A 25,906-nucleotide genomic window follows, 5' to 3' on the forward strand; every position below is an offset into this window, starting at 1 on the left:
TCAGAGTCAAAGCTCGACTTTGGCGACGTTGTCTTTGTATTCGTCTTTGGGATCGAACCCGAGCAACATCTTGATCCCCGCCATTACGCTCGATCCATCCAGCCAAATCTCTGCCTCCCGCGGATCGAACCGTAGCAACGCTAGCCTCGGATCATCTTTCCCGCCCTCAAACCATGCGGCCACAAAGCGGTTCCAAAGCCGATCGATCGTTGCACGGTCGTTGTCGAGCCAAAGATTCCCCTGCACTGTGGCGAACAGATCGTGGCCTTTGGACGTGAAGGTCGCGGTCGCTTTGCTACCATCCGTCAGACCCTGAACGAGTTCGGTGTCTTTCGCCGTAAAGAACCAGACTGGACCATTTCCGTCAGTCTCCATTTGTGCAGTCATCGGACGAGGAATGACCTTGGAGTTATCGAGTCCGATCATCATCGTCATATCGGACTTCAAGGATGCCCAGAACTTGGATTTGAGTTCGGCGGGGGCTGGCATAGGCGTTTCCTTTCGAATTGGCGAAAGGGGACAAACGACTGTTGGGCATGTCGGTTCCGACGGGGCCGGCGATTGGTCCGGTGGTTCGTGTGCTTTGAGCACCACGTCTAAGCGGCCGTCAGTACAGACGAAGGTGGTTCGCCGCGTTCGCTAGGGCAGCCTTTCTGCAGTTTTCGCTTGCGAGAAAATGCTATGGTAGCTTATCAATTGGCTATGCCTTCTGTCCTCTTGATGAGCGTCCATCGGCGCAATTGGGATGGCGGAAATAGAAGGTCCGGGGCCGCCACGGGGTGCGTAAGTTCGAATGCGGGAGATTGCGAATTGAGCCAGTCAGCGCCGAGACGCTTGGTGATCGGAATAAGTGGCGCTTCGGGAGTCGTGTACGGTGTACGACTACTTGAGCTCGGACGAGAACTCGAGTTGGAGACGCATCTGGTCATGACGAAGTCAGCCAAGATTGCAACCGCTCATGAATCTTCAACGAAGGTCAAGGACATAGAGGCACTGGCCAGCGTCGTTCACTCGGCTGACGACATAGCGGCTTCCATTTCGAGCGGATCCTTCAAGACCCTTGGTATGATCGTTGCGCCCTGTTCCATACGAAGCCTTTCCGAAATTGCCCATGGCACGACATCGAGCCTCTTGACCCGGGCGGCTGATGTGGTCCTGAAAGAGCGTCGCAGACTGGTGCTCATGGTGCGCGAAACGCCACTCCACCTTGGGCACCTGCGCAGCATGACCCTGGCGACCGAAGCCGGCGCTATCATCATGCCGCCGGTCCCGGCCTTCTACTCAAAGCCGGAGACCATCGCAGACATCGTCGACCACACTGTTGGGCGAGCACTTGACCTGTTCGGTTTCGATGTCTCGGGACTTCGGCGCTGGTCCGGACATTGACGCGACTGGTCCCCAAGCGGATCCTAAGCTGCGCGCCGATCAATCCAAGGTGACATTGATGTTCTTGAGCTGCGTGCAGGCCAGGAGTTCCTCGATGGATTCCTCGCGGCCGAGCCCCGATTGCTTATAGCCGCCAAACGGTGCGCCCAAATAGTGCGCGCTGCTGTTGTTGATCCAGATGTAGCCGGCTTCTATGCGCGCGGCCGCTCTATGAGCGGTTGATAGATCGCGGGTCCAGATAGAGGCGGTAAGGCCGAGGTCGGAGTCGTTGACGGCCTCGAACATCTCCTCCTCGTCTCGCCATTTGATCACCGACATCACTGGTCCGAAAATCTCCTCTCGGGCGATCCTCATTCCGGGATGCACATTCACGAAGACCGTTGGTGGATAGAAGAAGCCGCCCGAGAATTTCGGATCAGCAGGCGCGAGACCGCCTGCAATCAGGGTGGCGCCGTCCTCGTGTCCGTACCGGACATATCTCTCAGTTTTCTCCAATTGCTGCTGGCTGACCAAACAGCCCATTTCAGTTGTCGGGTCAGTGGGAACACCATAGGAAAACTTGGAAACTGCCGCGGTTATTTGTTGGACGACCGCATCGTGAATGGACTCATGCAGGAATATCCTCGATGTGGATCCGCAGGACTGGCCGCACCAGGTGAAGTTCATTCCCTGGACGGCTCCCGCGGCGACCTTGGCCGGGTCAGCGTCGGGAAACGCGACAAGCGCGTTCTTGCCGCCGAGCTCCAGGCTCAACTTCTTCAACGTGCCGGCCGCAGACCGGGCAATCGCCTTGCCGGTCTCGACGGAACCTATCAGTCCGACCATCGCGACCTGTGGATTCTCGACGAGCGCCTCGCCACATTCACGCCCGCCAGGAAGTACGCTCAACACACCGTCCGGAAACAGGTGGCCGATCAACTCGGCGAAGAGCAGGGTCGACAAAGGAGCCTGGACTGGCGGCTTGATGACAACAGCATTTCCAGCCACGAGAGGCGCAGCGGCACGTTGCGCGGCGAACAGGAAGGGGTGATTGAAAGCATTGATACGCACCACCACGCCCAATGGCTCACGGACGGAATAATTGAGCGAATCGTGGCTGAACGGAATCGTGTTCCCTTTTAACTCGGTTGCCAGTCCCGCAAAAAACTCGAATGTCGCTGCACCTGCCTCGGCATCACGGATCATTCTCTTGAAAGGACCACCGGAATCGGCCGAGTCCGTCAGGGTAATCCTCTCCGAATTCGCGCGGATGATCCTCGCTGCCTCCCTGACAATAGCCGCTCTTTCAGACAATTTGACCTGCCGCCAGACCTTGAATCCCGCGGTGGCCGCGCGGACTGCCTTATCAACATCCGCTTTGCTCGCCGCTGCGGCATTTCCCAAACTTTCCCCCGTAGCCGGATTGATGATCTCGTCAACAGCGCCATCCAGCGCCTCGTGCCATTGGCCGCCATAAAAGAGGGTTCGGTGGGTTGGTAGAGCAGCCATGTACGACGTCATTCTGGTTCACTCCGCGCTGATTGGGTCGTGCCAGAACATGGTCCCGGCGAAAAATGTCGGCTTCGTCGAACCTTTTGAGTTCGCCATAGCCTACAAAATGTATATTAATTCATAAGGCTTACCCGCGTCAACTGACGGCTCGATCGCGACTGATGATGGTGGGTCCGTCGTCAGGCGACTTGATGACAAAATGGCTCGCAGTTTGAGAAGCTGACCACCCTCAAGATGGAACGGCCAGATAGGAAACGCCATGCGAGTTTTCATCATGTCTGGCTGTGCAACAAATTTCAGTGTGGAAAATGGTCTCGCCGTAGCCGTCGAAATTGCTATCCGAAAGATTACCCTATAAACATATGTTTCGAATGTATTGTCTTCTTTGTTGTTTCACGGAGAGCGCGGTGGTCAAGCCTGCCTTTCACGATAGAGCTTATGCGATGAAGAATGTCATGGAGATGATTGGATAATGGCGGCGCTGAAGAAGAATTCCGTCGAGCGCCCTGCGAAGAAAGGCCAGCCTCCCAAGAGGAAGACCAAGCGTTCGTTCGTTCCTCCTGTGACGGTTTCCCATGCCGAGTTGCTGGTCGACGGAAGCGACGACAATTTTCGGCAAGTGATCTACCTGTTTGTCGAGGTGCTCGGCAGGCTGGCGATGTGCCGGGAAGCCTTTGGCCGGGCAATCGGGCTGACTGGGTCACAATTTGCGGTACTCGTTGGGGTTGCTTACCGCCAAGGCGAAGGCGGCGTCACCATCAAGCGGCTCTCGAACTATGTCCATCTCGCTTCCACGCATGTCACGACGGAAGTAGGACGCCTCATTCGCAAAGGGTTGCTGAACAAGGTTGCGGCAGACGATGACCGTCGCAGCGTCCTTGTCAGCCTCACGCCCGAAGGCGAAGCCGCCGTCATATCGGTGACCGCGTTCGTCCGGCAGGTAAACGACGTGCTGTTCGCGGGCATCACTTCGGCGGACCTGGCGTCCGCGCAATCCATGTTCACCAGACTGTCACGCAACAGCGAATTCGCCGTCGCCGAACTCAAGGTTGCCGAGCGCGACGACAGGTTCTTCGACAAGGATTGATGTGATGGTTTGTTTGCTGTCGCAGCATTGACCTCACGGCATCAATCGGACGTAGCGCGCTGGGACGGAATCCACAAATCGGACAGCTCGGTGCACACCACGCTGTCGTAGGCCAGATTTGTGTCGATGATACCCAGGTCGCGTGCAAAGCGGCTCATACCTCCAACAGCACTTCTGGAAATGGACGCATCGTAAAAGGGCAGATCGCGACGAATGAGATCGACGATCAGGTCCGCCGCTCTGCCGGGGAAAAGCCTGCGTCCGACTTTGCCTGCGAGGTCGACGTCCTGTTTCAGCGCCGCGTGAGTTTCAACGATCGCTGACACGATCGCGGCCGCCTCCTGCGGCCGGTCGGCGGCAAAGGACGCCCGCGTTGCGATCGACGCAAATGTGAAATCAAATGCAGAAGTGGGGCCGTCTCGCCGAACATCGGCGACGACCGATCCTATCCCATCTCGAACAGCCAGTTCGGCGGCCATCCCGTTTGCCCAGAATCCATCGATCAGCCGCTCTTCGAGCGCCTTGGCCGCGTTCAATCCGAAATTCACCGTCTGACCAGGCTTCGATGGAACCGGCATGATGGTCACGGTGTCGGTCTCGATCCCGCTCTCGATCAGCAGCCGACGCAACCCCATCTCGACCCACGGTGCAGCGCCAATGCGCTTGCCTCTCACCACCGACAAGTCGTGGCGTGATGCCTTGAAATCCGTATGCATGACCAGGAACCAGTACATGCCCTGGGCTTGGGCGCAGAGCAGCTTAGCGCCTTCGAATCCTGGAAATGCCGCCAGCGCCGAATGCGCGGAACCGGCCACGATATCGACGTCGCCGTCACGCAAGGCGCGGTAGGCCCGGTCGACCGGGAAGATGAGCTCGAGCGACACGTCGAGCCCAGCTTTCTTGAAGAAGCCGAGTTCGATCGCCGCTTCTGCGGGAAAGTACGAATTCGACACCAGATCGGGAACGGCGAGCTTCAACATGCGGCATTTCCTGTCCAGGGAGGCGACAGCCAGGTGGGTGATGTCACCCAGGGCCGGATCCTAGTAATAGTGGGTCTCGAGAAGCAGGCAGCCGTGCTTCGACTTGAACGGGCCGTGGTAGATGCCGGGCGGGCGAACCGCATAGGTGTAGCCGGTGAATTCTTCTCCGCCCTCTCCATTGATGTCGTTGCCAACGATCAGGTCGCCCGCAAGGAGAAAGACCTCTTCCCAATAGGCGTGAACGAACGGGGCGGTCGTATAGACACCAGGGTCGAAGCGCAGAAGGCGGGTGCGGTTTCCCTTACCCGCCGCCTCGTCCAGACTGCCGGCGATGATCTTCTGCTTGATGCCCGACGGATAGCCTTCGGGCGTGTGCCAGCCTTCGTCCAGGTCTAGCTTGAAGAATTCCTGATGAACCTTGGTCGTCGACATGCCGATTATCCTCGTTCGGGTAAGCTTATGGTCGAATAGGAGGCGGTCAGGCTCTCTCCGGTCAGCGGATCGCGAAGCGTCATCTCGAAACGCTCGGATGCGCCGATCTCTCCGTGCACCGCGAGCGTTCCGCAAAACATCGCAGAACCATCAGCCATCGTTTCCTTGCCCGTCCCAAGTCGGATCAGTTCCGCTGGCGGCCGCATCGTGCGCAGTGTTCCCTTCTGGTAGAGGCGTCGCTCGCCTCCAACTACGACATGAGATTGAATCTCGAGGTCGTCCCATCGATCGGCGACGTCGGCGAACCGCCACAGAATGCGCCCGACGGGTTTGGCGCACATCTGCTTGGACAAGGTGACGCCGACCGTCTCGGCCTTGCGGTCCGTATGATCGGAACCGATCCCCACCCAGAGTTCACCGGAAAGCGAGAAAATCACCGGTTCGACTTCGCCGCTGGAAGCTGTCCCCATCACCTCGATGGTCTCGTTCGTCGTCAGCAGGGACGACGCGACGCGATAGAAGATCGGGGTTGTTTCTGGACGCCGTACACCGAGCGCCTCAAGTTCGAGGATATGCTTTTCGACCGCTTCCTGATTGCGCCCGGTCCAGCCCGCGATCGTCAGGTGGGTGATCTTCTTCGGATCCAGTGCCCTTGTCTGTATCATTGGAATTCTCCGCCCGTGGCCGATTGCTTCGATGGATTGCAGCCAAGGCCTGCCAAGCAGGCCTCGACCGCGCGTGCGATGGAAAGAAGCCTGTCGTCCTGGCCGGCCCGACCGACCAACATGAGGCTGGCGCTTGAGCCTATGCCCGTCAGCGGCAGCGCTATGGCCGGATAGTCGAAGAAGTTCGCGACCGCCGTGTTGCGCAGCAACGTGAGATTGCGCTCCGAGAAACCTTCAGCCGTGCTGACTTGATCGAAAGTCGGCGCGACAATCGGCACGGTCGGCATTACCAGCACGTCCAATTCCTCGAAGTGCTGATCGAAGCTTCGCGCCAAGGCCTGCCGTTCACCGATCATGTCGATATAGTCGGCAGCACTGATCGAGCTTCCTCTCTGAATGCGGCTCAGAATATTCGGATCAATGTCCGGGTTCCCGTCCAAGCGATGCCGGTGAAGGGCGAAGGCTTCAGCCGTGGCTATGCCGCCGCGCTGGTTGACAGCGCGCATGCCATCGAATTCAGGTGCCGCGACATCCCTGACCAGCACGGATGCGCACGAGAGCGCCGCAAGCGCTCCCTCGAAGCCCTCCGACACCGCACTATCAAGACCATCGAGAACAAGGCCTTGAGCGACGCCAACACGCAAGCCAGCCAGCGACATCGCGCGGGACGAATGCGGCTCCTGGCCCGACATGATTGCCACCGACACCGCGCAGTCGTCGATCGTGCGCGCGATCGAACCAACGGAATCGAGCGTCATCGAAAGAGGGTACGCACCTATGGTGGGAATACGAGCCTTGGTCGGCTTGAACCCGACAAGGCCACACAAGGCCGCTGGAATCCTGACCGATCCACCAGTGTCGGTTCCGATGCCGATGTCACAGAACCCGTCCGCCACCGCGACCGCAGCCCCCGATGACGACCCTCCGGGTACGCGGTTCCTGTCGAGTGGATTGCGCGGCGTGCCGTAATGGGGATTCGTGCCGATGCCCGAAAATGCAAACTCGCTCATGCTCGTCTTGGCGACGATGACGGCGCCGGCCGCTCGGAGCCGATGGATGGCCGGAGCGTCTGCCCCCGCCACTCGTCCCTCTTGCATCAGGGCCTTGGATCCCGCCCGCGTTACTTCGCCCCTGACGTCGAACAGATCCTTGATGCTGACAATGACACCATCGAGCGGACCCAAAGGCGTTCCGGTGCGCGAACGGGCGTCGGCAGCATCCGCGGCCTCCCTCGCGGCGTCGGCATAGACCGTCAGGCAGGCGCGGGAGCCTTCACCCGATGGATCGCCGATCCTGACGAGTGCCTCCTCCAATCGCTCTCTTGCAAGGGTTGGACCGCTATGCATGGGTCTTTTCCGTCGAACCTATTTGTATTAGATTGTTATCTACATTAGATAGCTTCATTGAACATATAAAAGCATGAGGCCGGTCTGTCCAGCCGTTTTCGCTCGGCTGGTCGCGGCGCGCCGACGCCAGGGCCGATTGCGGCGGCTCCATGCCGTCTCTAGAATCGGATCGCCTGCTGTTGGGACGCCGGCCTCCAACTGCGCCGGAGAGAGGCTATCGATCGATGACCGGGAAAGCCGACAATACCGACGAGAATGGGGTTTTCGCACCGCATCCGTTCTGGAGTTTCTCGCTCGAAACCTATGGTCGGCCCGAAATCGGCAGCGCCTGTCTGAGACTGCAGGAGAAATTGGGGGTCGACGTCAATCTGCTGCTTTTTTGCGCCTGGTGGAGCGCGCAGCCCAGGCCAGATCTCGACCGAGAGACGTTCGGCATCATCGTCGAAAGGGCCGATGCCTGGCATAGAGAGGTCGTCCTTGTCTTGCGCGCTGCTCGCCGTGCCTGCAAGGCGGGAGCCGCGTCGCTCACTGCGGATGAGGCAAAGGGGCTGCATAGGCACGTGCTTGCCAGTGAGATCGAGTGTGAGCACGGCGAGCAACTCATCATCGCGAGGACTGCTGAGGAACTGACTGCAGGGAGGGCGCCGAGAGAGGACAGCCGCCTCGCCGCACTGCACAGCAACCTACGGCACTACTTCACGCTTGCCGGCATTCGGCCGGATCGGGATGACCTCAAGGAATTGGAGCGTGTGACCGGCTGCTCCTTCACGGCGTGGTGAAATCACTCCGGTTTCGCGCGAGACCTGGCTCAACATAAGCTTCATAAAAAACATAAATTTCGTATGTTTTAATTGACTTTCGCGATGATGAAACGCAGACTTCTCCCAGTCGGTAGACGAGCCGAACGACGCAATTCGCCGCGGCCATAAGGCCCGGCGCGCGACCATCAAGATACATTCCGAGGAAGCGATGACGAACGAAGCCGGCATCTCCTATCCGTCAGTGCAGCTGTTCATCGGGAATACATGGCGCAACAGCGACGACGGAGGAACCTATTCGGTCGTCAATCCGGCGACGGGACAACCAATCGGCCATGTTGCGAGCGCAACTTCGACTGACCTCGAGCGCGCGGTGGAGGCGGCACGGTTGGGCTTCGCCGAATGGCGCGCCGTCGCACCTTACCAGCGATCGAAGATCATGCGCGCCGCGGCAGGACTGCTGAGGGAGCGTACTGCGATTATCGCGCGGCTTTTGACGCTCGAACAAGGAAAGCCTTTGGCCGAATCGTCCGCGGAAGTGCAGGTCGCGGCCGATACGATCGAATGGTTCGCCGAAGAAAGCAGGCGCACCTACGGCAGAGTCGTGCCGTCGCGGGCGCCGGCAACACAACAACTTGTCCTGAAGGAGCCAGTTGGCCCCGTGGCCGTTCTGACGCCGTGGAACTTTCCCCTGAACCAGGCTGCCCGCAAGATCGCCGCAGCCATCGGTGCCGGTTGCTCGGTGGTAGCCAAGCCTGCAGAAGAAGCGCCAGCATGCGTCGCGGAGTTGGCAAGGGCTTTTCTGGATGCCGGCCTGCCGAAGGGTGTGCTCAATCTTGTCTACGGCAATCCTGCCGCCATTTCCGAATTCCTGATCGCCCATCCGGCTATTCGCAAGATTTCCTTCACCGGATCGACGGCCGTCGGCAAGAAGCTTGCTGCCCTTGCCGGCCAACACATGAAGCGCACGACGATGGAGCTTGGTGGACATGCGCCCGTCCTCGTGTTCGATGATGCGAACATCTCGGCGGCCGCCAAGGTCCTTGCGCAGGCCAAATTCCGGAATGCCGGACAGATCTGTGTTTCGCCGACCCGCTTCCTGATTCAGCAGGCAGCCTATGACGATTTCCTGAGCCACTTCGTGGCAGAGGCATCGACGCTACGCATCGGCGACGGCATGAATGCGGGTACAACGATTGGACCTCTCGCCAATGAGCGGCGTCTGCATGCGATGGAAGCTCTCGTCCAGGACGCGCTGGAGCAAGGCGCGCGGCTCCGCAGCGGGGGCAGGCGCCACGGAAATATCGGCTACTACTTCGAACCGACGATCCTCTCGGAGGTGCCACTTTCAGCGCGAGCAATGAACGAGGAGCCGTTCGGGCCGATCGCGCTCTTCAGGCCGTTCGAGACGCTGGAAGAAGCGGTGGACGAGGCCAATAGGCTACCCTTTGGCCTCGCGGCCTTCGCCTTCACGCGATCGAATACAATCATATCGCAACTTGGGTCGCGACTTGAGACCGGGATGTTGAGCATCAATGACAATCTGCTGGCGCTGCCGGAAGTACCGTTTGGCGGGGTCAAGGATTCTGGCCACGGTTCGGAGGGCGGGAGCGAAGCGATGGAAGCCTACATGGTCACCAAGTTGGTCAAGGTGACCGAGGCCTGACCCTTTGCGGCGCGCACAGCGCGGACTGCATCCAATGACGCTGCAGCCTTTGGCGCTGCCGATGGTATTCAGGGCGACCCCGTGCTGCCTATGCGTATGGTTCCCGCATCTACGTCGCCGGATTTACGAGGTTCTTGGCGAATGCGGCTTCAACAGCCGATACGATTTGTTCGCATTCCTCGCGCTGGATAATCAAGGCCGGTGAAAAGATCACCATGTGCCCGACGATTCTGACCAGAGCGCCGGCGTCATAGGCCAGTTGACCGAGCGCAGCCATGTACTGCTTTCCAGCGGGCGTCTTGGCCGCGCGGTCACAGACGACCTCGATCGCGAACATCAGACCCTTGCCACGGACGTTTCCGATCGTCTCGTGGCGATCAGCCATCGCCCGCATGGCTGGGATCAGGAAGTCACTTTGCACACGCGTGTTCGTGACCACGTCGAGCGCGACGGTTTCCTCGAGGCACGCAAGCGCCGCAGCGCAGCCGACCGGATGGCCTGAGTAGGTGTAGCCATGGGATATGATGCCCATCGCGTCCGTGTTGTTTCTGAAAGCCCGTTCGAGACGCTCGTTGACGACCAATGCGCCCATCGGAAAATATCCCGACGTGATTGCCTTAGCCAGGCAAATCATGTCCGGCTTGACGCCCCACCCTCGGCAGCCGAACCAGCTGCCAGTGCGGCCGAAGCCGGTGACGACCTCATCGGCGATCAGCAAGATGCCGTGACGATCGAGGATTTGCCGCAGTCGAGGCCAATAGATTTCCGGCGGAACGATGACGCCGCCGGCACCCAGCACTGGCTCGGCGATAAAGGCGGCGATCGTATCGGCACCCTGGAACTGGATTTCGTCCTCCACGGCGGCCAGGCACAATTCCGCGAGCCTTGTCGGATCGGCCTCATTGAAGGCATTGCGATAGTCGAACGGGACCGGAACATGGAAACAGCCCGGTAGAAGTGGTTCATATGCCCGGCGAAACGTAGTGTTGCCGTTCACGGAGGCACCGCCGAAATGGGTCCCGTGATAGCCGCGCTTGATGGACAGAAACTTGCTGCGATCCAGTTGACCCATCATCTTCCAGTATTGTCGCGCCAGCCTGAGCGCGGTCTCGACGGAATCCGATCCGCCCGACGTGAAAAAGGCCCGTCTCATGTCCTCGGGCTGCAGCATCTCCACGAGCACATGGCTAAGTTCGATCAGGCGCTCATTGGTTGAGCCCTTGAACGCAGAGTAATACGGCAGTTGCGCCAGTTGTTCGGCGATAGCATCCTTGATGGCCTGGTTCGAATAGCCGAGATTGACGTTCCATAGGCCTGCCCCGGCGTCCACGGCTTTGCGTCCGTCGTCATCGAACACATAAACCCCTTCGCCGCGCGCGATGATGCGGGGAGGGTGGGCCTCCATATCGTTGGGATGCGCCATGGGGTGGTAGACGTGCTTCGCGTTGCTATCGCGCAGAAAGTTTTTGCTGGGCTGTGGCCGCATGGTCTGGTCCTTGAGCGAAATGTTGGATCTGTCGTTCTGCGTTGGATCCGTCGAGAGCGATGGACCCGCGCACGGCCGTCACAGGAATAGGTTTGCCCCAATCAAGAGTAGTGGCCAAAGCCCGTTAGCTCGAGTTGATTGCGGGCCCGTTCCACGGGCTTCGGGGATTTGAGCACCTCGTTTGGGGCAAGCACGGGGCGCGGCTCCTCCTTAAACGCGACGCAATCTGTCCAGTCCCAATGCGCCGTGACGTCCTGTCCCGCGCGGTGGCCCCGGCTTTGACTGCTCGTCGGCATCTTGGCGATGAGGGCCTGGCCACCCTTGAGCCGCATGATGAGCTTCGTCTGGTCGCCGAGATACACGACCTCTTCCACCACGGCCGGAAAACTGTTCGCCGACTCGCTGCCGTCTTCGGGCAAGGCCAACCTGACCTTCTCCGGCCGGATTGAGACGACGGCATTCACGTAGTTGTTGCGGATATCGCCGACCCGCGCGACGAGCCGCCCGGATCCTGATACCTCCACTTCGCACGCGTCGCCGCGAAATTGGGTCGCCAATCCCGGGAGCAGATTGTTCTCGCCAACAAAACGCGCCACGAAGGCATTCTCAGGGTGCTCGTACAGCGTTTCCGGGCCTGCCAATTGCTCAACGACGCCGTTGTTGAAGATGGCAATTCGATCGGACATTGTCAGCGCCTCCCCCTGGTCATGCGTGACGTAGACAACGGTCACGCCAAGCCGCTTGTGGATGGCCCGAATCTCAAGCTGCATCTCCTCCCTCAGCTGCCGGTCGAGCGCGCCCAAAGGCTCGTCCATAAGGACGATCTTGGGCTCGAAGACGAGAGCACGGGCCAGGGCCACGCGCTGCTGCTGGCCGCCGGACAACTCGGCAGGGCGCCGTCCCGACACCTGCGGAAGGCGGACCATGTCAAGGGCACGTGCAACGTGGGCATCGATCTCGCTGCGCGACATGCCTCGGATGACAAGGGGAAAGGCGATGTTCTGGCCGACGGTCATGTGCGGAAACAGGGCGTAGTTCTGGAACACCACGCCAATGTCGCGCCTGTAGGGGGGCTGGCTGGAAAGCGACTTGCCTTCGAGCAGGATTTCGCCGGAGGAGGGCGCTTCGAATCCCGCCAGCATCATCAGGGACGTCGTCTTGCCCGAGCCTGACGGTCCGAGCATGGTCAGGAATTCGCCTCTGGCAACCTTGAGATCGAGGTTGCGAACGACCCTCGTGCGCCCGTCGTAGGTTTTCGTGATGTTGAGGAATTCGACGATCGTGTCCAAGGAAGTCTCCGGTTCTTTCATTCCGATCCCGGCCGGGGGACCTTGGGTCAGAGATGTGGATTTGGCTTGTTTCACCGAGAGCCGTTCGCGGTCGGCGGAAGCCTCTCACGCCTCTTGAGGAATTCGAGCGCCGTCATCAGCAGCACCGCGATGACCAGCATCACTGTCGCCGCGGCAGCGATCGTGAGTTCGAACAGATCCGTCGCCCGACTGTACATCTGCACGGGAAGGGTGCGCTGGCTCGGCCCAGCGATGAACAGGGCGGCGATGACGTCGTCGAAAGAGATTGCGAAGGCAAAAATGGCCCCGGTGACGATCCCAGGGAGGATGAGTGGGAAGGTGACGCGACGAAACGCAGTCAGCGGTCCGGCACCCAGGCTTCCGGCGGCGCGAAGCAACGTGGCGTCGAAGCGGGCGAGCGTCGCTGAAACTGTAACGACGACCATGGGCGAAGCGAGCGCCGTGTGTGCGAAGATCAAGCCCGTGTAGCTGTTGTCCAGCCCGACTTGTACCAGTGCCAGATACATGCTTACGCCGGCAATGACGCTAGGCACGATCATTGGTGTCAGGAAAATGACCATCAAGACATTCTTGCCCGCGAACTTTGCCTTCCAAAGGCCGACCGCGGCACTCACGCCCAATGCAGTCGCGAGCAATGTCGAGGCTGTTGCGACCACGACGCTGTTGATCAATGCCCGGCGCCACTCGAGCGACCCGATCAATTCCCGGTACCATCGGAGACTGTACGTCTCGATGGGGTAATGGAAGAGCGCCAGGTCATTGAAGGACAGGGGGACAAACACAAAGATCGGTCCGATCAGGAACAGGCAAAACAGCACGCCAAAACCACGCAGGGCCCAGAAGGCAAATTTTTGCCCATTCGTTTCAAAGGGACGCGTCGACATAGGACTTACCCCACACTTAGTTTCGTGGTGCCGGCGAACTTCGTGAACAGCCAGTAAAAGAGGTACACCGCGACGAGCAGGATCACGGACAGCGCCGCTGCAAGGCCCCAGTTCAAACTGCGGTTGACGTAGAAGACGATCATGTAGGGGATGCCTTGGTCATTCGGGCCGCCAAGAATGGCCGGAATAACGAAGACGCCGAGGCATTGTATGAACACCAGCAGAGCGCCTGCAGCGACACCCGGTCCGATCTGGGGCAGATAAACGCGACGAAAGGCAATCCAGGGGGGCGCACCCAACGATGCTGCGGCGCGCATATGCGATTGCGGCACGGACTTCATGGCGCTGTAGAGCGGCAGCACCATGTAGGGAACGAAGATGTGCAACAACGAGACGTAGACCGCGAAGCGATTGAACAGGAGCTCAAGCGGCTGGTTGATCAATCCGAAGTCCATCAGCGCCTGGTTGATGATGCCATTTCGCTGCAACAGCACCATCCAGGACAAAGTGCGAACGAGGACGGCCGTCCAAAACGGCAGCAGGACCATGAAGATCAGCAATCGGGCCACGCGGTCTGAGACGCTCGCGGTTAGATAGGCAAACGGAAATCCAAACAGGAATGCCAGGACTGTGACGACGAGCGATATTTCGAAGGTGCGCATGATTGTGGGGACAAACACACGATCCGATACGTCCACCAGCCGGACGTGATCCTGTGGATCCCGCCTCAGGTCCAGTGATGAGAGAAGATAGAAATCAGTCAGAGGGCCACCGGCCTGCCGAATGACCGACCAAGTCGCCACCTCCTCCCATTTGGGCGAGATGCCGGCCAGAACGTGCCGGGCGTCAGCGGAGGGCGAGGTACCTTGGACAGCCGTACGCGTTCTCATCAGCAGGGCGCGCATGCCTGGCAGGCCGTAGTTGAGACGCGTCCCGGCGCGCGCGACGATTTGCGTTGCTCCGCCACTCTTCAGGTCAGCAACGAGCGCCACGAAGGCGGCATCGGGAATGGGCTCGGCGTTGCTGGGGTTCCAGTCGGCGAGCGCGGCAATGGTTGCGGGAAGGGCCTCGGAGACCCCGCTGTCCACGACACTGCGGGTCAGCAGGTTTGCGACCGGCCCGATAAAGACCAGAACCAGAAAAACAAGGAGCGGAGCAATGAGGGCAAACGCGCGGATCTTGCCCGCGCGCTGCGATCTTTTGAGATCCCGGATCAGGTGCTTTGTATCGTCGGAGACCGTGGCATCGACCTCGACAAGCACTTGATTTCCCGAACCGTACAATGTCACTGACCTGCCACCCAGGTATCGAACCTCTTGGCGAGAGCGTCATAGTTGTTGATCCAGAAATCGGCATCCGATTTGAAGGTGCTTTTCAGGTTCTCAGGATCGGTCGACACGAACGGACGGATGTCGTCTGAGGTCAGCGGCAATGCGTTGCGGTTGGGAACCGAAATGGCGAGCATATTGGTGACCGCGGCCTGCGGTTCGGGCTGCGAAGCATATTCGAGGAACTTGTAGGCATTGTCGATCTGCGGGCTCTCCGCGATGATCGCCCAATAGTCCACATGAGTGATGGCATCCTTCAGCACCGCGCCCAGATTTGTTTTCTGTGTCTTGTTGAAAAAACGAATGCCGTTGTCGAAGGTAACCGTCATGACAACCTCGCCCGATGCCAGCATCTGCCTGGATTGGCCGACATTGGTCCACCACACGATATCCTTCTTGAGTGCGTCGAGCTTCTTGAAGGCGCGGTCCACGCCCTCTGGCGTTGCAAGAACGCTGTAGACATCTGCTCCGGCGACACCATCAGCCAATAGTGCTATCTCCAGTGCATCGACCGGCGATTTGGCCATAGCCCGTTTCCCAGGCCACTTTTGCGTGTCCCAGAGATCGGCCCAGGATGTCGGCTCGGTCTTGACCACGTTCTTATCGTAGCCGAGGGCTGTGTTGTAAACCACGTACGGGATACCGCATTCGAAGCGCGGGTCTGCGATATTGTAGTCTTTGAGATTGGGAAGCTTCGATCTGTCGATTTTTGCGAAGAACCCCTCATCGCAGCCCTGCAGAACCTCGATATCCTCAGCCGCCACAACATCCCAGGTGTTGCCGCCGCCCTCCAGCTTGGTGCGAACGGCGCCGATGCCGGCGTCACGATCGTCGACGGCGACGTCGAGTTTGCTCTGCTCCTTGAAAGGGGCCAGTACGGCCTTCTTGAGCGTCTCACCCAACGGTCCGAGGCTGACCGCCACGGTCAGGTCTTCTGCGCGGCTGGCCTGAGAAGACAACAGCGCCGCACCAAACGCGAGCGCAATACCAAGCTTGAGCGCTTTCGCACTCACTGCATCATTTCGGTTCATTTCATTCTCCCATTGTTTCGCCGCAAGGCGACCGTCTTCCACATACCAGACCAAGGCTTATGTCATTGTTTTACGTTATTATTTCTTGTCGTTCCCGGGGCGTTTTCCGATACAAAAGGTCTGCTGTCAGGCTTCGATAAAGCATACAGTCTGTAGATAATCTATTAGGTTTGTAATGGTGTCAAGGCAATGTGCCAACGACGCACTGCGCCCGGATGAACCCGGCCTTGGCTTTCGATTTTCTGCGCGAGAAATCCGGTTCTCGGGCGAGCGGATTTCCTCCCGCTTAGGGCAGGCGCAGATTGACAGCACCGGATAAATGTACAACATATAGCTACTTGTTGTATTTATAGTCGGACTGGAACGGTCTCTGCAGATGGAGGAAAAGACGATGATTGCGGCTACCCGTGCCTCTTCGGAGGCTACCACCCCGGCGTCATCTGGGCTGCGCACAGGCGATGAATACCTGCGTTCCTTGAATGACGGGCGCGTTGTCTACGTCGACGGCGAAAAGGTGGCCAACGTTGTAACGCATCCGGCCTTTGCCGCAGCTGCCCATTCGGCAGCGCGCCTCTACGACATTGCGTCGGACCCTTCGATGGCCGAGCGCATGACATACATCTCTCCGAGCTCTGGCGCACGCGTCCTGCGCGCCTACCAGATTCCACGAACCCACGCCGATCTGCGCGCCAAGCGGCTCGCTTCGGAAACTTGGTCGGAAGCGTCGTACGGCATGATGGGACGGACGCCCGACCATGTCGCGGGCTTCTTCTGCGGGTATGCAGCCGTTCCGGAAGTCTTCGCGTCAGCTGGCAAGGAATTCGGCGAGCGGGTCGTCAGTTTCTACGAGAAGATGCGCGAAAACCATCTGTGGGCCACCTATGCAATCGTTCCGCCACAGATCGATCGATCCAAGCCCGCACACAAACAGAGCGACCCGACCCTCTATGCCGGCGTTGTCAAGGAGAAGGACGGAGGCATTGTTGTGGCCGGCGCCCAACAGCTGGCCACCGCGGGGATCTATTCCGACTATCTCTACCTGAGCTGTATCCACCCGTTGCAGCCAGGCGACGAGAACTACGCAATCGGCGTTGCCATCCCGATGAATGCGCCAGGCTTGAAACTTTACCCAAGGCGGCCCTTCGCCCTGCAGGCGAGCAACACTTTCGACCACCCCTTGAGCAGCCGCTTCGACGAGTCGGATTGCTTCGTGGTCCTCGACAATGTGTTCATTCCCTGGGAGCACGTCTTCATCTACCGCAACCTCGAAATCTGCAGGGATCAGTGGTGGAAGACGCCATCCCATCTCTACGGCAACCTTCAGGCCCAGGCGCGATATGCGACCAAGCTGCGCTTCATGATCGGCCTGGCAGCGCGGATGAACGAATCGACCGGGAATGCCAATTTGCCGCCAGTTATGGTGCAGATGGGCGAATTGGCGGCGCTGGTCTCGATCGTCGAGAACATGCTGGAGGCGCAAGAGACACTCGCCACGGTCGACGAGAAGGGCGTCCTCTGGCCGAGCAAGACTGCATTGTATTCCGTGATGGCACTGCAGTCGGAAATCAACCCACGGATGATCGAGATCATCCGTGAGCTGACAGGCTCCGCCATGATCACGATGCCATCGTCGGTCAAGGATCTGGAGAGCCCGGCAACCGCGGCCGACATGGACCGCTACATGGCGTCCGGCGTGAGCAGCGCGCGCGATCGGATCCAGCTTATGCGTCTGGCCTGGGATTTCGTCGGATCAGAGTTCGGCAACCGCCATCATCAGTACGAGAAATTCTACGGCGGTGCATCCTTCATTGTGAAACAGAACATGCTGAGGAGCTACGACATGAAACGTGCAACCGATCTCGTCGACGCCGCCTTGTCCGCGGTCTGACGCTGCATGACCGAAAGCGGGGATCGCACGATGGCGCACGAACATCTGAGTGTGGATTCAGCACGAATATTGCGTGACGCTTTCGGCACGTTCGCGACCGGGGTTGTCATCGTAACCGCCAATCACGCGGGAGAGAGGCTGGGGGCGACCGTCAGTTCGTTCAACTCGGTCTCGCTCGATCCGCCGCTAATCTCGTTCAGCATCGCGCGAAATGCCAAGGCCGTGCATGGCTGGAACAACGTCAACCAATTTGCTGTCAGCGTCCTGGCGCAATCGCAGGCGGATCTGTCGACGCGCTTCGCCCGAAGCCTCGGTGACAAGTGGACGGGCGTCAGCACCTTCCCGGCCGGGTCGATCGACGCTCGGTTGATTTCGGGCGCACTCCTCTGGTTCGAATGCGAGGTCTACAACCGATACGATGGTGGCGATCACATAATGATCCTGGGCAGGGTCGTCGCGGCAATGCGCAATTGCGAGGCGGCGACGCCGCTGCTGTTCTTCGGCGGTGCCTATCGGAGCGTCGCGCCGCATACGCAAGGCGACAGGGTGCCTGACGAGGCGATGTGGCTACACGGTTGGTAAGATGTGACCGGCACCGGGCGCGTCGAGGCCAGGCGTTCCACCAACCAAGCCAAGCGGTGTTGAAAAGGTCGCCGTCCAAGATCGAAAACCCCGCGTACCGCCTCAACGTGTAGCGCTTCGGCGGCTCTGAGAACAGCAACCTCACTGTCACGGTTTCGCCGTGTCCCAGCCGACTTGCGTCTGCGTTCGGATTGAGCGTTCATGAACCCGATCTGCCATGTCATCTTGCCATCGTAAACTGTAGATGGCGGATCTGTGAACAACAGTAGGTCGCGAGGAACGATCCATATAGAAGCGCCCAAGTGGTTCTCGGTCGTAGCCAATTTCCGTATCTTCGCATGTTTGGACCATGACCACGTCTTACCAACTCAGCGCGCAACGAAGGCTTCGCGTGAGCTATCGCTTAGGCTCCTTCGAAGAGGTGGTTCCATCGCTCTCTGATGTCATTGGTCTCTTTGATGCTGAGTGCGGATGTACGCGGGTAGCTGGCAAGATGTTGGAACGGAATGCAGGCGTCGATAATCATCTTGGAGTTGGAGGTCAGACCGATGTCGCGATCCGCGGCGGAGATGCGAGGGTCAAGTGACGAACTCCAGGCATTGCGCACGATGTCGACATCCTCCGACGGCTCCGCGCGCGTGGTCACCGCCCACATCACATCGGCGAGATTTGACGGATCGACATCATCGTCCACCAGCACGATCATGCGCCCCATATAGCTGTTGGCCGCAGCAATAAGACCAGCTCGTTTGGCATGCCCCGCGTAGCGCTGTTTCAGTGAGACGACGGTCATCAATTGCGACACGTGCTGCCAAGCGCCGACGACATCGGCTACGCCGGCCGCCTCGATGTTGCCCCAGATGCTGGCCGCACGGAATGGCAGCCCGAAATGGAAACGCGGTGGCTTCATTGGCGGCGAACCGAGCAGGATCGGGTCTGTGCGATGATGCGTGGCGTCGACCCGCATAACCGGCGCCGGGCGCTTCTCCGCGGCGTAGTAGCCGGTGAACTCTCCGAACGGCCCCTCAGGCAAGTTCGTCTCGCTGAACGGCAGCAGCATCCCTTCCAGGACGATTTCGGCATGCGCCGGGATCGGCAGGCCCGTGACCGGACCCGGGTATACCTCGATCGGGGCACCCTTGATCGCGCCGGCGAAGTCGAGTTCGGACGCCCCTTCTGGAAGATACTCGAAGCCGGCGATGAAAATCGCCGGATCTTCACCATTCACGATTGCGATTGGACAGGGCTGACCGCGATCCCAGTACTTCTTCGAGATCATCGCCCCATGGCGGCCGTTATGATCGAATTGGACCGTCACCCGGTTCCTGTCGTGGACCTGGACGCGGTAGATCGAACAGTTGACCCAACCCGTGTCAGGATCGCGGGTGATAACGACACTACCGGATCCGATGTAGGCCCCGCCGTCGTTTCGATGCCAAATCGGGCTGGGATATTGCGACAGATCGACATCATCGCCCGTCACGGAGTTTTCGAGATAGGGTGCATCCTTGATCTGGTTCGGTGAAACAGGTTTGAGACCGCCGCGCATGGTCTTCCAGGCCTTCAGGGCTTCCAGCGGTGGCAGGTTCGGATCGATGCCCAGGGCCAGAGCAGCACGGCGTGCGCTGACTGTCGCATTGGTGAAGATCCTATTGCCCGCTGGCTGACCTGGAATTGCATCGAACAGCAGTGCCGGGCAACGCGGGTGCCCGGCAGCAACCTCCGTGATGGCACCGATTTCATGCTCTAGCGCTGCGCCGGAGACACGTCGCAGATCGCCGATTGCCTCAACGAGCGAAACGAAGTCGCGTAGATCTCTGTATGCAACGGCCATTTCAAACCTCGGTCTTTTTCTGTTCGCCCCGGCCCAGTTTCGGTGGACCGGTCATTTGTCAAATTGCCTGCCGGTTCAGCGCGTGACCACGATCAGAGTCAACATTAATACAACAAATATATAAATCCATAGCTATGTTTTGTTGCTTTTTGTTGTCGACTTTTGATCGCGGCACGTTCGGCCGAGGCGGCGGTGTCGTTGCAGTCGCGATGCCTTTCAAGCGCCACTTTCAGGCTTGAAGCCGGTCCTTACCGCTCGACCGTCCTGTTTGCGGATATTCCGATGATAGAGCGTCCGCAATTCGATCCAGTGCAGAGAACAGAAACTTGATTTCCTGTGCTGACATGCCTTGCTTGGCCGTGACATTCACGATCGAAGCTCGATCGAGAAGACGCGGGCGCAGCCCAGCACCTGCAGACGTCAAGAAGACGTTGATGTTTCGCCGATCCGACGAATTTCGCCGGCGCTCGACGAAGCCAAGGCGCTCGAGTTCATCCAGGATGGTGGTGGAAGATGCTGTTTCGACGCCAACCCGCCGAGACAACTCCGTCTGCGTCAGGCCATCCTCTTCCCAGAGCCGTTCCAGATGGACGAACTGCCCAAATGTTACGTCCTCCTTCGCCAATTCCAAGCGAAGCGCACGACTAAACGCCATGTGCGCCAACCTGAGTCGCTTACCCAGGCCAATCTCCGATTTCGTGTCTGGCAACGGTTGTCCTCCTGCACCAATCGTGGTTGACGTCGGCATTCGACGGTCTACCAAATGCCGCGACCCGACTACACGAAAATTGGCGCCAGTCCCTTTCAATTCATGCAGCAGGCGAGGCGATCTTCTCGGCCTTGCGGGCATGTTTCCATGGGGCGTAGCTCGGCTCCAGCTTGAAGAGCGATTGCGCAGTGCCGCCAAGGATGGCACGCTTGGCGCCTTCGGAGATAAACGGCAAGTCATAGATCGTGCTCGGCAGATCCATATCCCAGTGCGGATAATCCGACGAATAAAGCAACTGGCTTTCGGCCTTGATCATCTTGAAGGTCAGTTCAAGCGCTTCTCGATTCTCGACCATTTCCATTGGCTGAGACGTGTAAAACATCTCGCGCATGTAGTCGCTGGGCTTGCGCTTAAGCAAAGGCGCGTCGGAACTGCGCATCATATACTCGTTGTCCAGCCGCTGCATCAGGAAGGGCACCCAGGCCAGTCCGCTCTCGATCCATACCGTTTTCAAGCGCGGAAAGCGTTCTGGCAGACCATTGACCAGCCAGTTCGTCATATGGACCATATTGTGCCAGACGAAGCCCAGCGCATGAACCGAGATAAACCGGTTCATCAGGGCAGTCGATTTGTCGCCCCAAGTGTAGGCGGCGTGAAAGCCGAGCGGCAGGTCGCGTTCCTGCAGGGCCGCGTAAACCTTCATGTAGGCGTTGTCGTGAACGCCCTTGTAGTGGGTTGAGGTGACCATGAAACCGATCACCCCCTTCCGGTCCCCGAATTCCTCGATCACCTTCAGGCAGGCGTCGGGATCGTTGAAGGGGAGGTAGAGCATGGAAGTCAGGCGCGGCTCTTCGGCCAGAACATTGTCGCATAGCCAGCGATTGTAGGCTCGGGCGAGGGCGGTTTCGACCTCGATGCGCGGACAGGTAGCAATGTTGAGCATCGGCGTGGGGAACATGCAGGCCATGTCCACGCCCATCGAATCCATCCACCGCCGCATCAGTGTGATGTCGCGATGGATCGTTGGCGGAACCTTTTCGCGGCTGCGCAGGGGATAGCGCGCCACGCGGCCGGTCATCTCCTGATAGGAACCGTCGACCGACGTCACTCCGCCTCGGGCCATGCCTTGGTATTTTGCCTCCATGCGCAACACCGGATCGTCGATATACTCGGCGATCTCCTGGAATGCTTCCGTTTCGTAGTGGTGGGAATCGACGTCAACGATCAGGAAATCCTCATAGCCGCGGGCAAGCGCCTGCTGCTTGGCATGATCGAGGTGAACCTCAGTATCGAAATTTTCGCGAGACGGCTCGATAAGATGGTTTCCGGGCGTGAAGGTCATGGCTCTGGATCTCCGTCTTGGATGTATTGGTTGTCACGCCGGCTGGAGCCGACCTTCGTCATCGCCTGCCAGGCCGCGAGTTCGAAGACTTCGATTCCCGCGCTTTCGAGGATAGCGGTACTGGCAATGACCGCATCGGTGGCCGAGAGGCGACTGTTGCCGACTGCCAGCCGTATCGGGAGATTGCTCTGCGCTTTGGCCGCGAGGACACGAAGCAGCGCGGTAATGGTGCCAGCGAGCTGAGATTCCGAGATGGTCTCCAGATGGTCGGCATCGACTGCCAGTTCGCAGTGCCGGATGAGGTCTCCCGCCAGATCCTCGAAATTTGGTGCGGGTGCGCTAGATGTCGACATAGATGCCGCCGTCACGGGTCACGACGTCGAATTTTCGCAGTTGCAATCGCGCGTCACAGACATGTTTTCCGGTTGCCAAGTGGAATTCATAGCCATGCCAGGGGCAGACGATGTGCATGTCGTCCGTGTTGAAGCGCTGCCCAGTGAACAGGCCGGCGCCGTCGATGACGTCCTCGACCTGGGGGAGTTTGAGACCTTCACAGGCCGGCCCGCCCTGGTGCGGACACAGGTTGCGGTACGCATAAAAGGCGTTGCCCTGATGGATGACGCCAATCTCCAGCAAGTCGTGCTTGATGACGCGCGTCGTGCCCTCAGGCAGTTCGTCGATGTTGCAAACAAAATGCTCAGCCATGTATTTTTCGACCTCAAATTGATAAGGTACCTTACTATATTCCAGTATCACCAAGCGTCAAGTGCCGGCGCCTCCCGCGAGGCGAAGTTTTTCGACCCGGGCTGCATGCGCTCTGACGAATTCCAACGATAAGACGCGCCATGAGGCTGGGTGCGACCGCGCACACGCGGCGTCGATCGCCTCATCCCCACGTCAAAGCGCAGGGTCATTCCGGAGAGCTCAGATCGACCGGCCCTTTTCGACTGATTTGCGAAAGAAGCGGACAGGATAGTCTTCGAACAGGCCGGCAAGGACGAACGGGTCGTTGCCAATGAGTTCTTCTGCCTCCTGCCTGTTGTCGGTATCGATGATCAACACCTGGCCGAAACGCTCGGACTGGTCGTCGGAAAGCATCGGCCCAGCCAGCCAGAGCTTTTCCATTCTGGTGATCCAGTATGCGTCATGCGCAGCGCGGTTGGCCGCCCGCAGGTCAATCGTGTTAGGCCGACTTTTCATGATGGCGATGAACAATGTTATCTCCCTTCCGAGCGAGGATTTTGCGATTGGTACTCAACCTTGGATGCCGGCCCGGCAGGGGCTGTGCTCAAGGCTTCGTCAGGAACGAACTGTCGATTTCGCCGACCGTGTTTGCGCCGAGCATCGCCATGTCCCGGTCGATCTCCTGGCCGATCAACTGGATGGCATGGCGCACGCCCCCGCCGCCCAGCACGGCTGCGAACAGGAATGGCCGGCCGATGAAGATGAAGTCCGCACCTGCGGCCAGTGCCTTCAGCACGTCGGTTCCGCGTCGCACACCGCCGTCGAGCATGACGCGCATGCCGTTGGCTTGCTGAACGATCTGCGGAAGCACATGCAAGGGCGATATCGCGCCGTCCAACTGACGCCCTCCGTGGTTCGAAACGATGATGCCGTCGACGCCGCATTCACGTGCCCTGGCCGCATCCTGAGCGGCAAGGATGCCCTTGAGAACGAAGGTGCCTTTCCAACGGTCGCGGATAGACTGGACATGGTTCCAGTTCAGCTGATCGCGCGCACCGATCGATCGCACCAGATTGCGTGAGAGAATCGGCGGGCCGCGGAAAGCGTCCATGTTCTCGAAACGCGGAACGCCGGTTGTCATAGTCCGTGCAAAAGTCCCAATCGACCAGCGTGGGTGAAGCAGGCCGTCGAGTGCCAATCGAATGCTCGGGCGGAGCGGAATGCTGAAGCCGGTCCGGATGTTGTTTTCCCGGTTGGCCGGCACTGGAAGATCGACGGTCAGCACCAAGGTTTCGTAGCCGGCCGCCGCGACCCGGTCGACCATCGCCTTGATCCGCTCGGGCTCGCCAGGAAGGTAAGATTGAAACCATCTGGCCGAACCCTCGGCGGCAAGCCGCTCGAGAGGCATGATCGATGTTGCGCTGACGATCATCGGAATGTTCTCGTCGGCGGCGGCCCGCGCAAGCACGAGGTCGCCTTCGAACGTCGACAAGCCGCTCAAGCCCATCGGGGCAATGCCGATCGGAAGTCGGTACGCGCGGCCAAACAGCGTGGTGGCCGGGCTGCGGGCCGAAACATCCACGAGCACTCTTGGCACCAACGCGGCATCGAGGAAGGCGCTGCGGTTGGCGGCAAAGGACTGGCCCGTTTCCGCGGCGCCGGCATAATATTCGTAGATCGGACGCGGTAGCCTGCGGCGGGCGATGGTCTGGAAATCGTCGAGGTTCAGAACGGAAGTAAGAGCCCGCGCGGATCTCGACGATTGCCGTCTTCGTTCGGTGACAATTGTAGCCATTTTCGCGGGGTTGCCGGGAAGGTCGCCTGCCGGGGTCGAGGCAGCCACCCCGGTGGTTCGCAGGTCGAGTTCCTGTTTTGGCGAGTTGCCGGCATTCACGCTACGGGTGCCAAGCAATGCGTTCTGGTCATCGGTCATGATCGCGTCGTCAACTGGTCGACATGACGAGCCCGGCTTGCTCGCGCTCGGTTGCATTCGACTGCCAGCCCGTATTCACATTGTTTCGCAGCTTTCCGCGCAAAAAGAAGTCTCGAATGACCTCGGCGGCGAGTGTGCGCATGTCGACGTAGGAAGCCTCGGAAAAGAACGCCGCGTGCGGCGTCAGTGCCAAGCGACCTGCAAGCCATGGCTCCCGCCTCAGCCACGCGGCGAGCAGCGGCGAGGCGACATCCGGCGGTTCGCTGGGGAGAACATCCAAGCCGGCAGCGCCGAGATGGCCCGACCGCAGCGCGGCCTCCACGGCATTCAAGTCGACCAGCTTGCCTCTTGCGATGTTGATGAGGATGGCGCCGGGCTTCATCTGCGCCAGCCGCTCCGCATTCATGAGCGAATGCGTCTCTGGCGTCAGTGGGGTATGAAGGCTCACCACATCGGAGGCGGCTAGCAATTCCTCAAGCGAACCCGCCCGCTTGAGGCCTATGCCCAGCTCGTGGCCCTCCGGCAAGAGCGGGTCATAGTAGACGACCTTCATATCGAATGCGCTTGCGCGCCGTGCCACGGCGGTTCCGATGCGGCCAAGGCCGACCGCGCCAAAGGTGGTTCCACGCAGACGGCGAACCACCGGAACGTTCTCGGCGAAATACTCGCCCACAGGGTTCGCCCTCAGCCGAGCTTCATAGCTTCCAAGCCCCCGAGCCAAATGCAGCAACAATGCCAGGGCGTGATCGGCCACTTCCGTTGTGCCGTAGTTCGGCACGTTGCAAACGGGGATGCCACGCCCGGTGCAAGCGGCGAGATCAATGTTGTCGAAGCCAACGCCGACCCGCACGATAAGCCGGCAGTTGTCCAGCATCGCGACAATGCCTGCGTCTATCCGCACGCGATGCCAGACAAGGAGTGCATCGCAGGATCGCCATACAGCTTCCGGAATCGCCCTGGCATCGTTCTCGTCGTGAACGTCGTATTCGAAGCTGTCTCCGGTCACCGACCGCTCGATGTCGAGGACCTTCACGTATGTATCGGGAACCAGTATCCTGAGTTTTGCCATGGCCGACGGGTTCCG

25 protein-coding genes are annotated in these 25,906 nt (G+C 59.4%); 6 read left to right on the top strand and 19 right to left on the bottom strand.

Going from position 1 to position 25,906, the window contains the following annotated elements; all coding sequences use genetic code 11:
- Window positions 1-6: 6 nt before the first annotated feature.
- Window positions 7-489 (bottom strand): pyridoxamine 5'-phosphate oxidase family protein, encoded by a 483-nt coding sequence (locus tag AC1DYW_RS13705; protein WP_477226541.1) that lies wholly within the window; start codon window positions 487-489, stop codon window positions 7-9.
- Window positions 490-810: 321 nt separating this feature from the next.
- Between AC1DYW_RS13705 and AC1DYW_RS13710 the strand changes: the two genes are divergently transcribed.
- Window positions 811-1,386: a UbiX family flavin prenyltransferase gene (locus tag AC1DYW_RS13710; RefSeq protein WP_477226542.1), complete on the top strand. Its 576-nt coding sequence runs from the start codon at window positions 811-813 to the stop codon at window positions 1,384-1,386.
- 39 nt (window positions 1,387-1,425) lie between these two features.
- Here the strand turns inward: AC1DYW_RS13710 and AC1DYW_RS13715 are convergent, their stop codons facing one another.
- On the bottom strand, window positions 1,426-2,886 hold the full coding sequence (locus AC1DYW_RS13715; protein WP_477226543.1) for an aldehyde dehydrogenase family protein: 1,461 nt from the start codon (window positions 2,884-2,886) through the stop codon (window positions 1,426-1,428).
- A 463-nt stretch (window positions 2,887-3,349) separates the two neighbouring features.
- On the opposite strand from AC1DYW_RS13715, the gene AC1DYW_RS13720 reads away from it, so the two are divergent.
- Complete coding sequence (locus AC1DYW_RS13720; RefSeq protein ID WP_477226544.1) at window positions 3,350-3,964, top strand: MarR family winged helix-turn-helix transcriptional regulator; 615 nt, start codon at window positions 3,350-3,352, stop codon at window positions 3,962-3,964.
- A gap of 41 nt (window positions 3,965-4,005) precedes the next feature.
- On the opposite strand, the gene AC1DYW_RS13725 is transcribed toward AC1DYW_RS13720, so the two are convergent.
- Genes AC1DYW_RS13725 through AC1DYW_RS13740 form a run of 4 tightly spaced genes read right to left on the bottom strand, consistent with a single transcriptional unit; the run spans window position 4,006 to window position 7,387 of the window.
- On the bottom strand, window positions 4,006-4,944 hold the full coding sequence (locus AC1DYW_RS13725) for an ABC transporter substrate-binding protein (RefSeq protein ID WP_477226545.1): 939 nt from the start codon (window positions 4,942-4,944) through the stop codon (window positions 4,006-4,008).
- Window positions 4,945-5,004: 60 nt separating this feature from the next.
- Window positions 5,005-5,376 (bottom strand): cupin, encoded by a 372-nt coding sequence (locus AC1DYW_RS13730; protein ID WP_477226546.1) that lies wholly within the window; start codon window positions 5,374-5,376, stop codon window positions 5,005-5,007.
- 5 nt (window positions 5,377-5,381) lie between these two features.
- A complete protein-coding gene (locus AC1DYW_RS13735) occupies window positions 5,382-6,041 on the bottom strand; it encodes a DUF2848 domain-containing protein (RefSeq protein WP_477226547.1) in 660 nt (219 codons plus the stop codon).
- Window positions 6,038-7,387, bottom strand: coding sequence for an amidase (locus tag AC1DYW_RS13740; protein WP_477226548.1), 1,350 nt, complete (start codon window positions 7,385-7,387; stop codon window positions 6,038-6,040). Before AC1DYW_RS13740 ends, AC1DYW_RS13735 begins: the two co-directional genes overlap by 4 nt.
- Window positions 7,388-7,611: 224 nt before the next feature.
- Here AC1DYW_RS13740 and AC1DYW_RS13745 point away from each other — a divergent pair, with 224 nt between their 5' ends.
- Both AC1DYW_RS13745 and AC1DYW_RS13750 read left to right on the top strand, forming a co-directional pair.
- A complete protein-coding gene (locus AC1DYW_RS13745) occupies window positions 7,612-8,166 on the top strand; it encodes a TIGR02444 family protein (RefSeq protein ID WP_477226549.1) in 555 nt (184 codons plus the stop codon).
- A gap of 190 nt (window positions 8,167-8,356) precedes the next feature.
- On the top strand, window positions 8,357-9,811 hold the full coding sequence (locus AC1DYW_RS13750) for an NAD-dependent succinate-semialdehyde dehydrogenase (protein ID WP_477226550.1): 1,455 nt from the start codon (window positions 8,357-8,359) through the stop codon (window positions 9,809-9,811).
- Between the two features lie 109 nt (window positions 9,812-9,920).
- On the opposite strand, the gene AC1DYW_RS13755 is transcribed toward AC1DYW_RS13750, so the two are convergent.
- The 5 genes from AC1DYW_RS13755 to AC1DYW_RS13775 form a co-directional block, all read right to left on the bottom strand.
- Window positions 9,921-11,297 (bottom strand): aminotransferase class III-fold pyridoxal phosphate-dependent enzyme, encoded by a 1,377-nt coding sequence (locus AC1DYW_RS13755; protein ID WP_477226551.1) that lies wholly within the window; start codon window positions 11,295-11,297, stop codon window positions 9,921-9,923.
- A 101-nt stretch (window positions 11,298-11,398) separates the two neighbouring features.
- On the bottom strand, window positions 11,399-12,586 hold the full coding sequence (locus tag AC1DYW_RS13760; RefSeq protein ID WP_477226552.1) for an ABC transporter ATP-binding protein: 1,188 nt from the start codon (window positions 12,584-12,586) through the stop codon (window positions 11,399-11,401).
- Window positions 12,587-12,657: 71 nt separating this feature from the next.
- Entirely contained in the window at window positions 12,658-13,491 is an 834-nt protein-coding gene (locus AC1DYW_RS13765) for an ABC transporter permease (protein WP_457154294.1), read from the bottom strand.
- Window positions 13,492-13,496: 5 nt separating this feature from the next.
- Window positions 13,497-14,753, bottom strand: coding sequence for an ABC transporter permease (locus AC1DYW_RS13770; protein WP_477226553.1), 1,257 nt, complete (start codon window positions 14,751-14,753; stop codon window positions 13,497-13,499).
- A 23-nt stretch (window positions 14,754-14,776) separates the two neighbouring features.
- Window positions 14,777-15,850 (bottom strand): extracellular solute-binding protein, encoded by a 1,074-nt coding sequence (locus tag AC1DYW_RS13775; RefSeq protein ID WP_477226554.1) that lies wholly within the window; start codon window positions 15,848-15,850, stop codon window positions 14,777-14,779.
- A 391-nt stretch (window positions 15,851-16,241) separates the two neighbouring features.
- Between AC1DYW_RS13775 and AC1DYW_RS13780 the strand changes: the two genes are divergently transcribed.
- Both AC1DYW_RS13780 and AC1DYW_RS13785 read left to right on the top strand, forming a co-directional pair.
- Window positions 16,242-17,738 (top strand): 4-hydroxyphenylacetate 3-hydroxylase family protein, encoded by a 1,497-nt coding sequence (locus AC1DYW_RS13780; protein WP_477226555.1) that lies wholly within the window; start codon window positions 16,242-16,244, stop codon window positions 17,736-17,738.
- A gap of 30 nt (window positions 17,739-17,768) precedes the next feature.
- Window positions 17,769-18,320: a flavin reductase family protein gene (locus tag AC1DYW_RS13785; RefSeq protein WP_477226556.1), complete on the top strand. Its 552-nt coding sequence runs from the start codon at window positions 17,769-17,771 to the stop codon at window positions 18,318-18,320.
- Window positions 18,321-18,723: 403 nt separating this feature from the next.
- Here AC1DYW_RS13785 and AC1DYW_RS13790 read toward each other — a convergent pair whose 3' ends face one another.
- The 8 genes from AC1DYW_RS13790 to AC1DYW_RS13825 all read right to left on the bottom strand — a co-directional run bounded on the left by AC1DYW_RS13790 (window position 18,724) and on the right by AC1DYW_RS13825 (window position 25,891).
- Window positions 18,724-20,154, bottom strand: coding sequence for a UbiD family decarboxylase (locus AC1DYW_RS13790; RefSeq protein ID WP_477226557.1), 1,431 nt, complete (start codon window positions 20,152-20,154; stop codon window positions 18,724-18,726).
- 229 nt (window positions 20,155-20,383) lie between these two features.
- A complete protein-coding gene (locus AC1DYW_RS13795) occupies window positions 20,384-20,863 on the bottom strand; it encodes a MarR family winged helix-turn-helix transcriptional regulator (RefSeq protein WP_477226558.1) in 480 nt (159 codons plus the stop codon).
- Between the two features lie 100 nt (window positions 20,864-20,963).
- The gene (locus tag AC1DYW_RS13800; RefSeq protein ID WP_477226559.1) at window positions 20,964-22,205 is read right to left on the bottom strand and encodes an amidohydrolase family protein; all 1,242 of its coding nucleotides are present in this window, start codon (window positions 22,203-22,205) and stop codon (window positions 20,964-20,966) included.
- The gene (locus AC1DYW_RS13805) at window positions 22,202-22,558 is read right to left on the bottom strand and encodes a hypothetical protein (protein ID WP_477226560.1); all 357 of its coding nucleotides are present in this window, start codon (window positions 22,556-22,558) and stop codon (window positions 22,202-22,204) included. The genes AC1DYW_RS13800 and AC1DYW_RS13805 overlap by 4 nt, the downstream gene beginning before the upstream one ends.
- Complete coding sequence (locus tag AC1DYW_RS13810; RefSeq protein WP_457153350.1) at window positions 22,545-22,910, bottom strand: Rieske (2Fe-2S) protein; 366 nt, start codon at window positions 22,908-22,910, stop codon at window positions 22,545-22,547. Before AC1DYW_RS13810 ends, AC1DYW_RS13805 begins: the two co-directional genes overlap by 14 nt.
- Before the next feature lie 219 nt (window positions 22,911-23,129).
- The gene (locus AC1DYW_RS13815; protein ID WP_477226561.1) at window positions 23,130-23,420 is read right to left on the bottom strand and encodes a YciI family protein; all 291 of its coding nucleotides are present in this window, start codon (window positions 23,418-23,420) and stop codon (window positions 23,130-23,132) included.
- 73 nt (window positions 23,421-23,493) lie between these two features.
- Complete coding sequence (locus AC1DYW_RS13820; protein WP_477227074.1) at window positions 23,494-24,684, bottom strand: alpha-hydroxy acid oxidase; 1,191 nt, start codon at window positions 24,682-24,684, stop codon at window positions 23,494-23,496.
- Between the two features lie 148 nt (window positions 24,685-24,832).
- Window positions 24,833-25,891 (bottom strand): C-terminal binding protein, encoded by a 1,059-nt coding sequence (locus tag AC1DYW_RS13825; protein ID WP_477226562.1) that lies wholly within the window; start codon window positions 25,889-25,891, stop codon window positions 24,833-24,835.
- Between the last annotated feature and the right edge of the window lie 15 nt (window positions 25,892-25,906).

The organism is Mesorhizobium sp. P2_D5 (assembly GCF_056404355.1).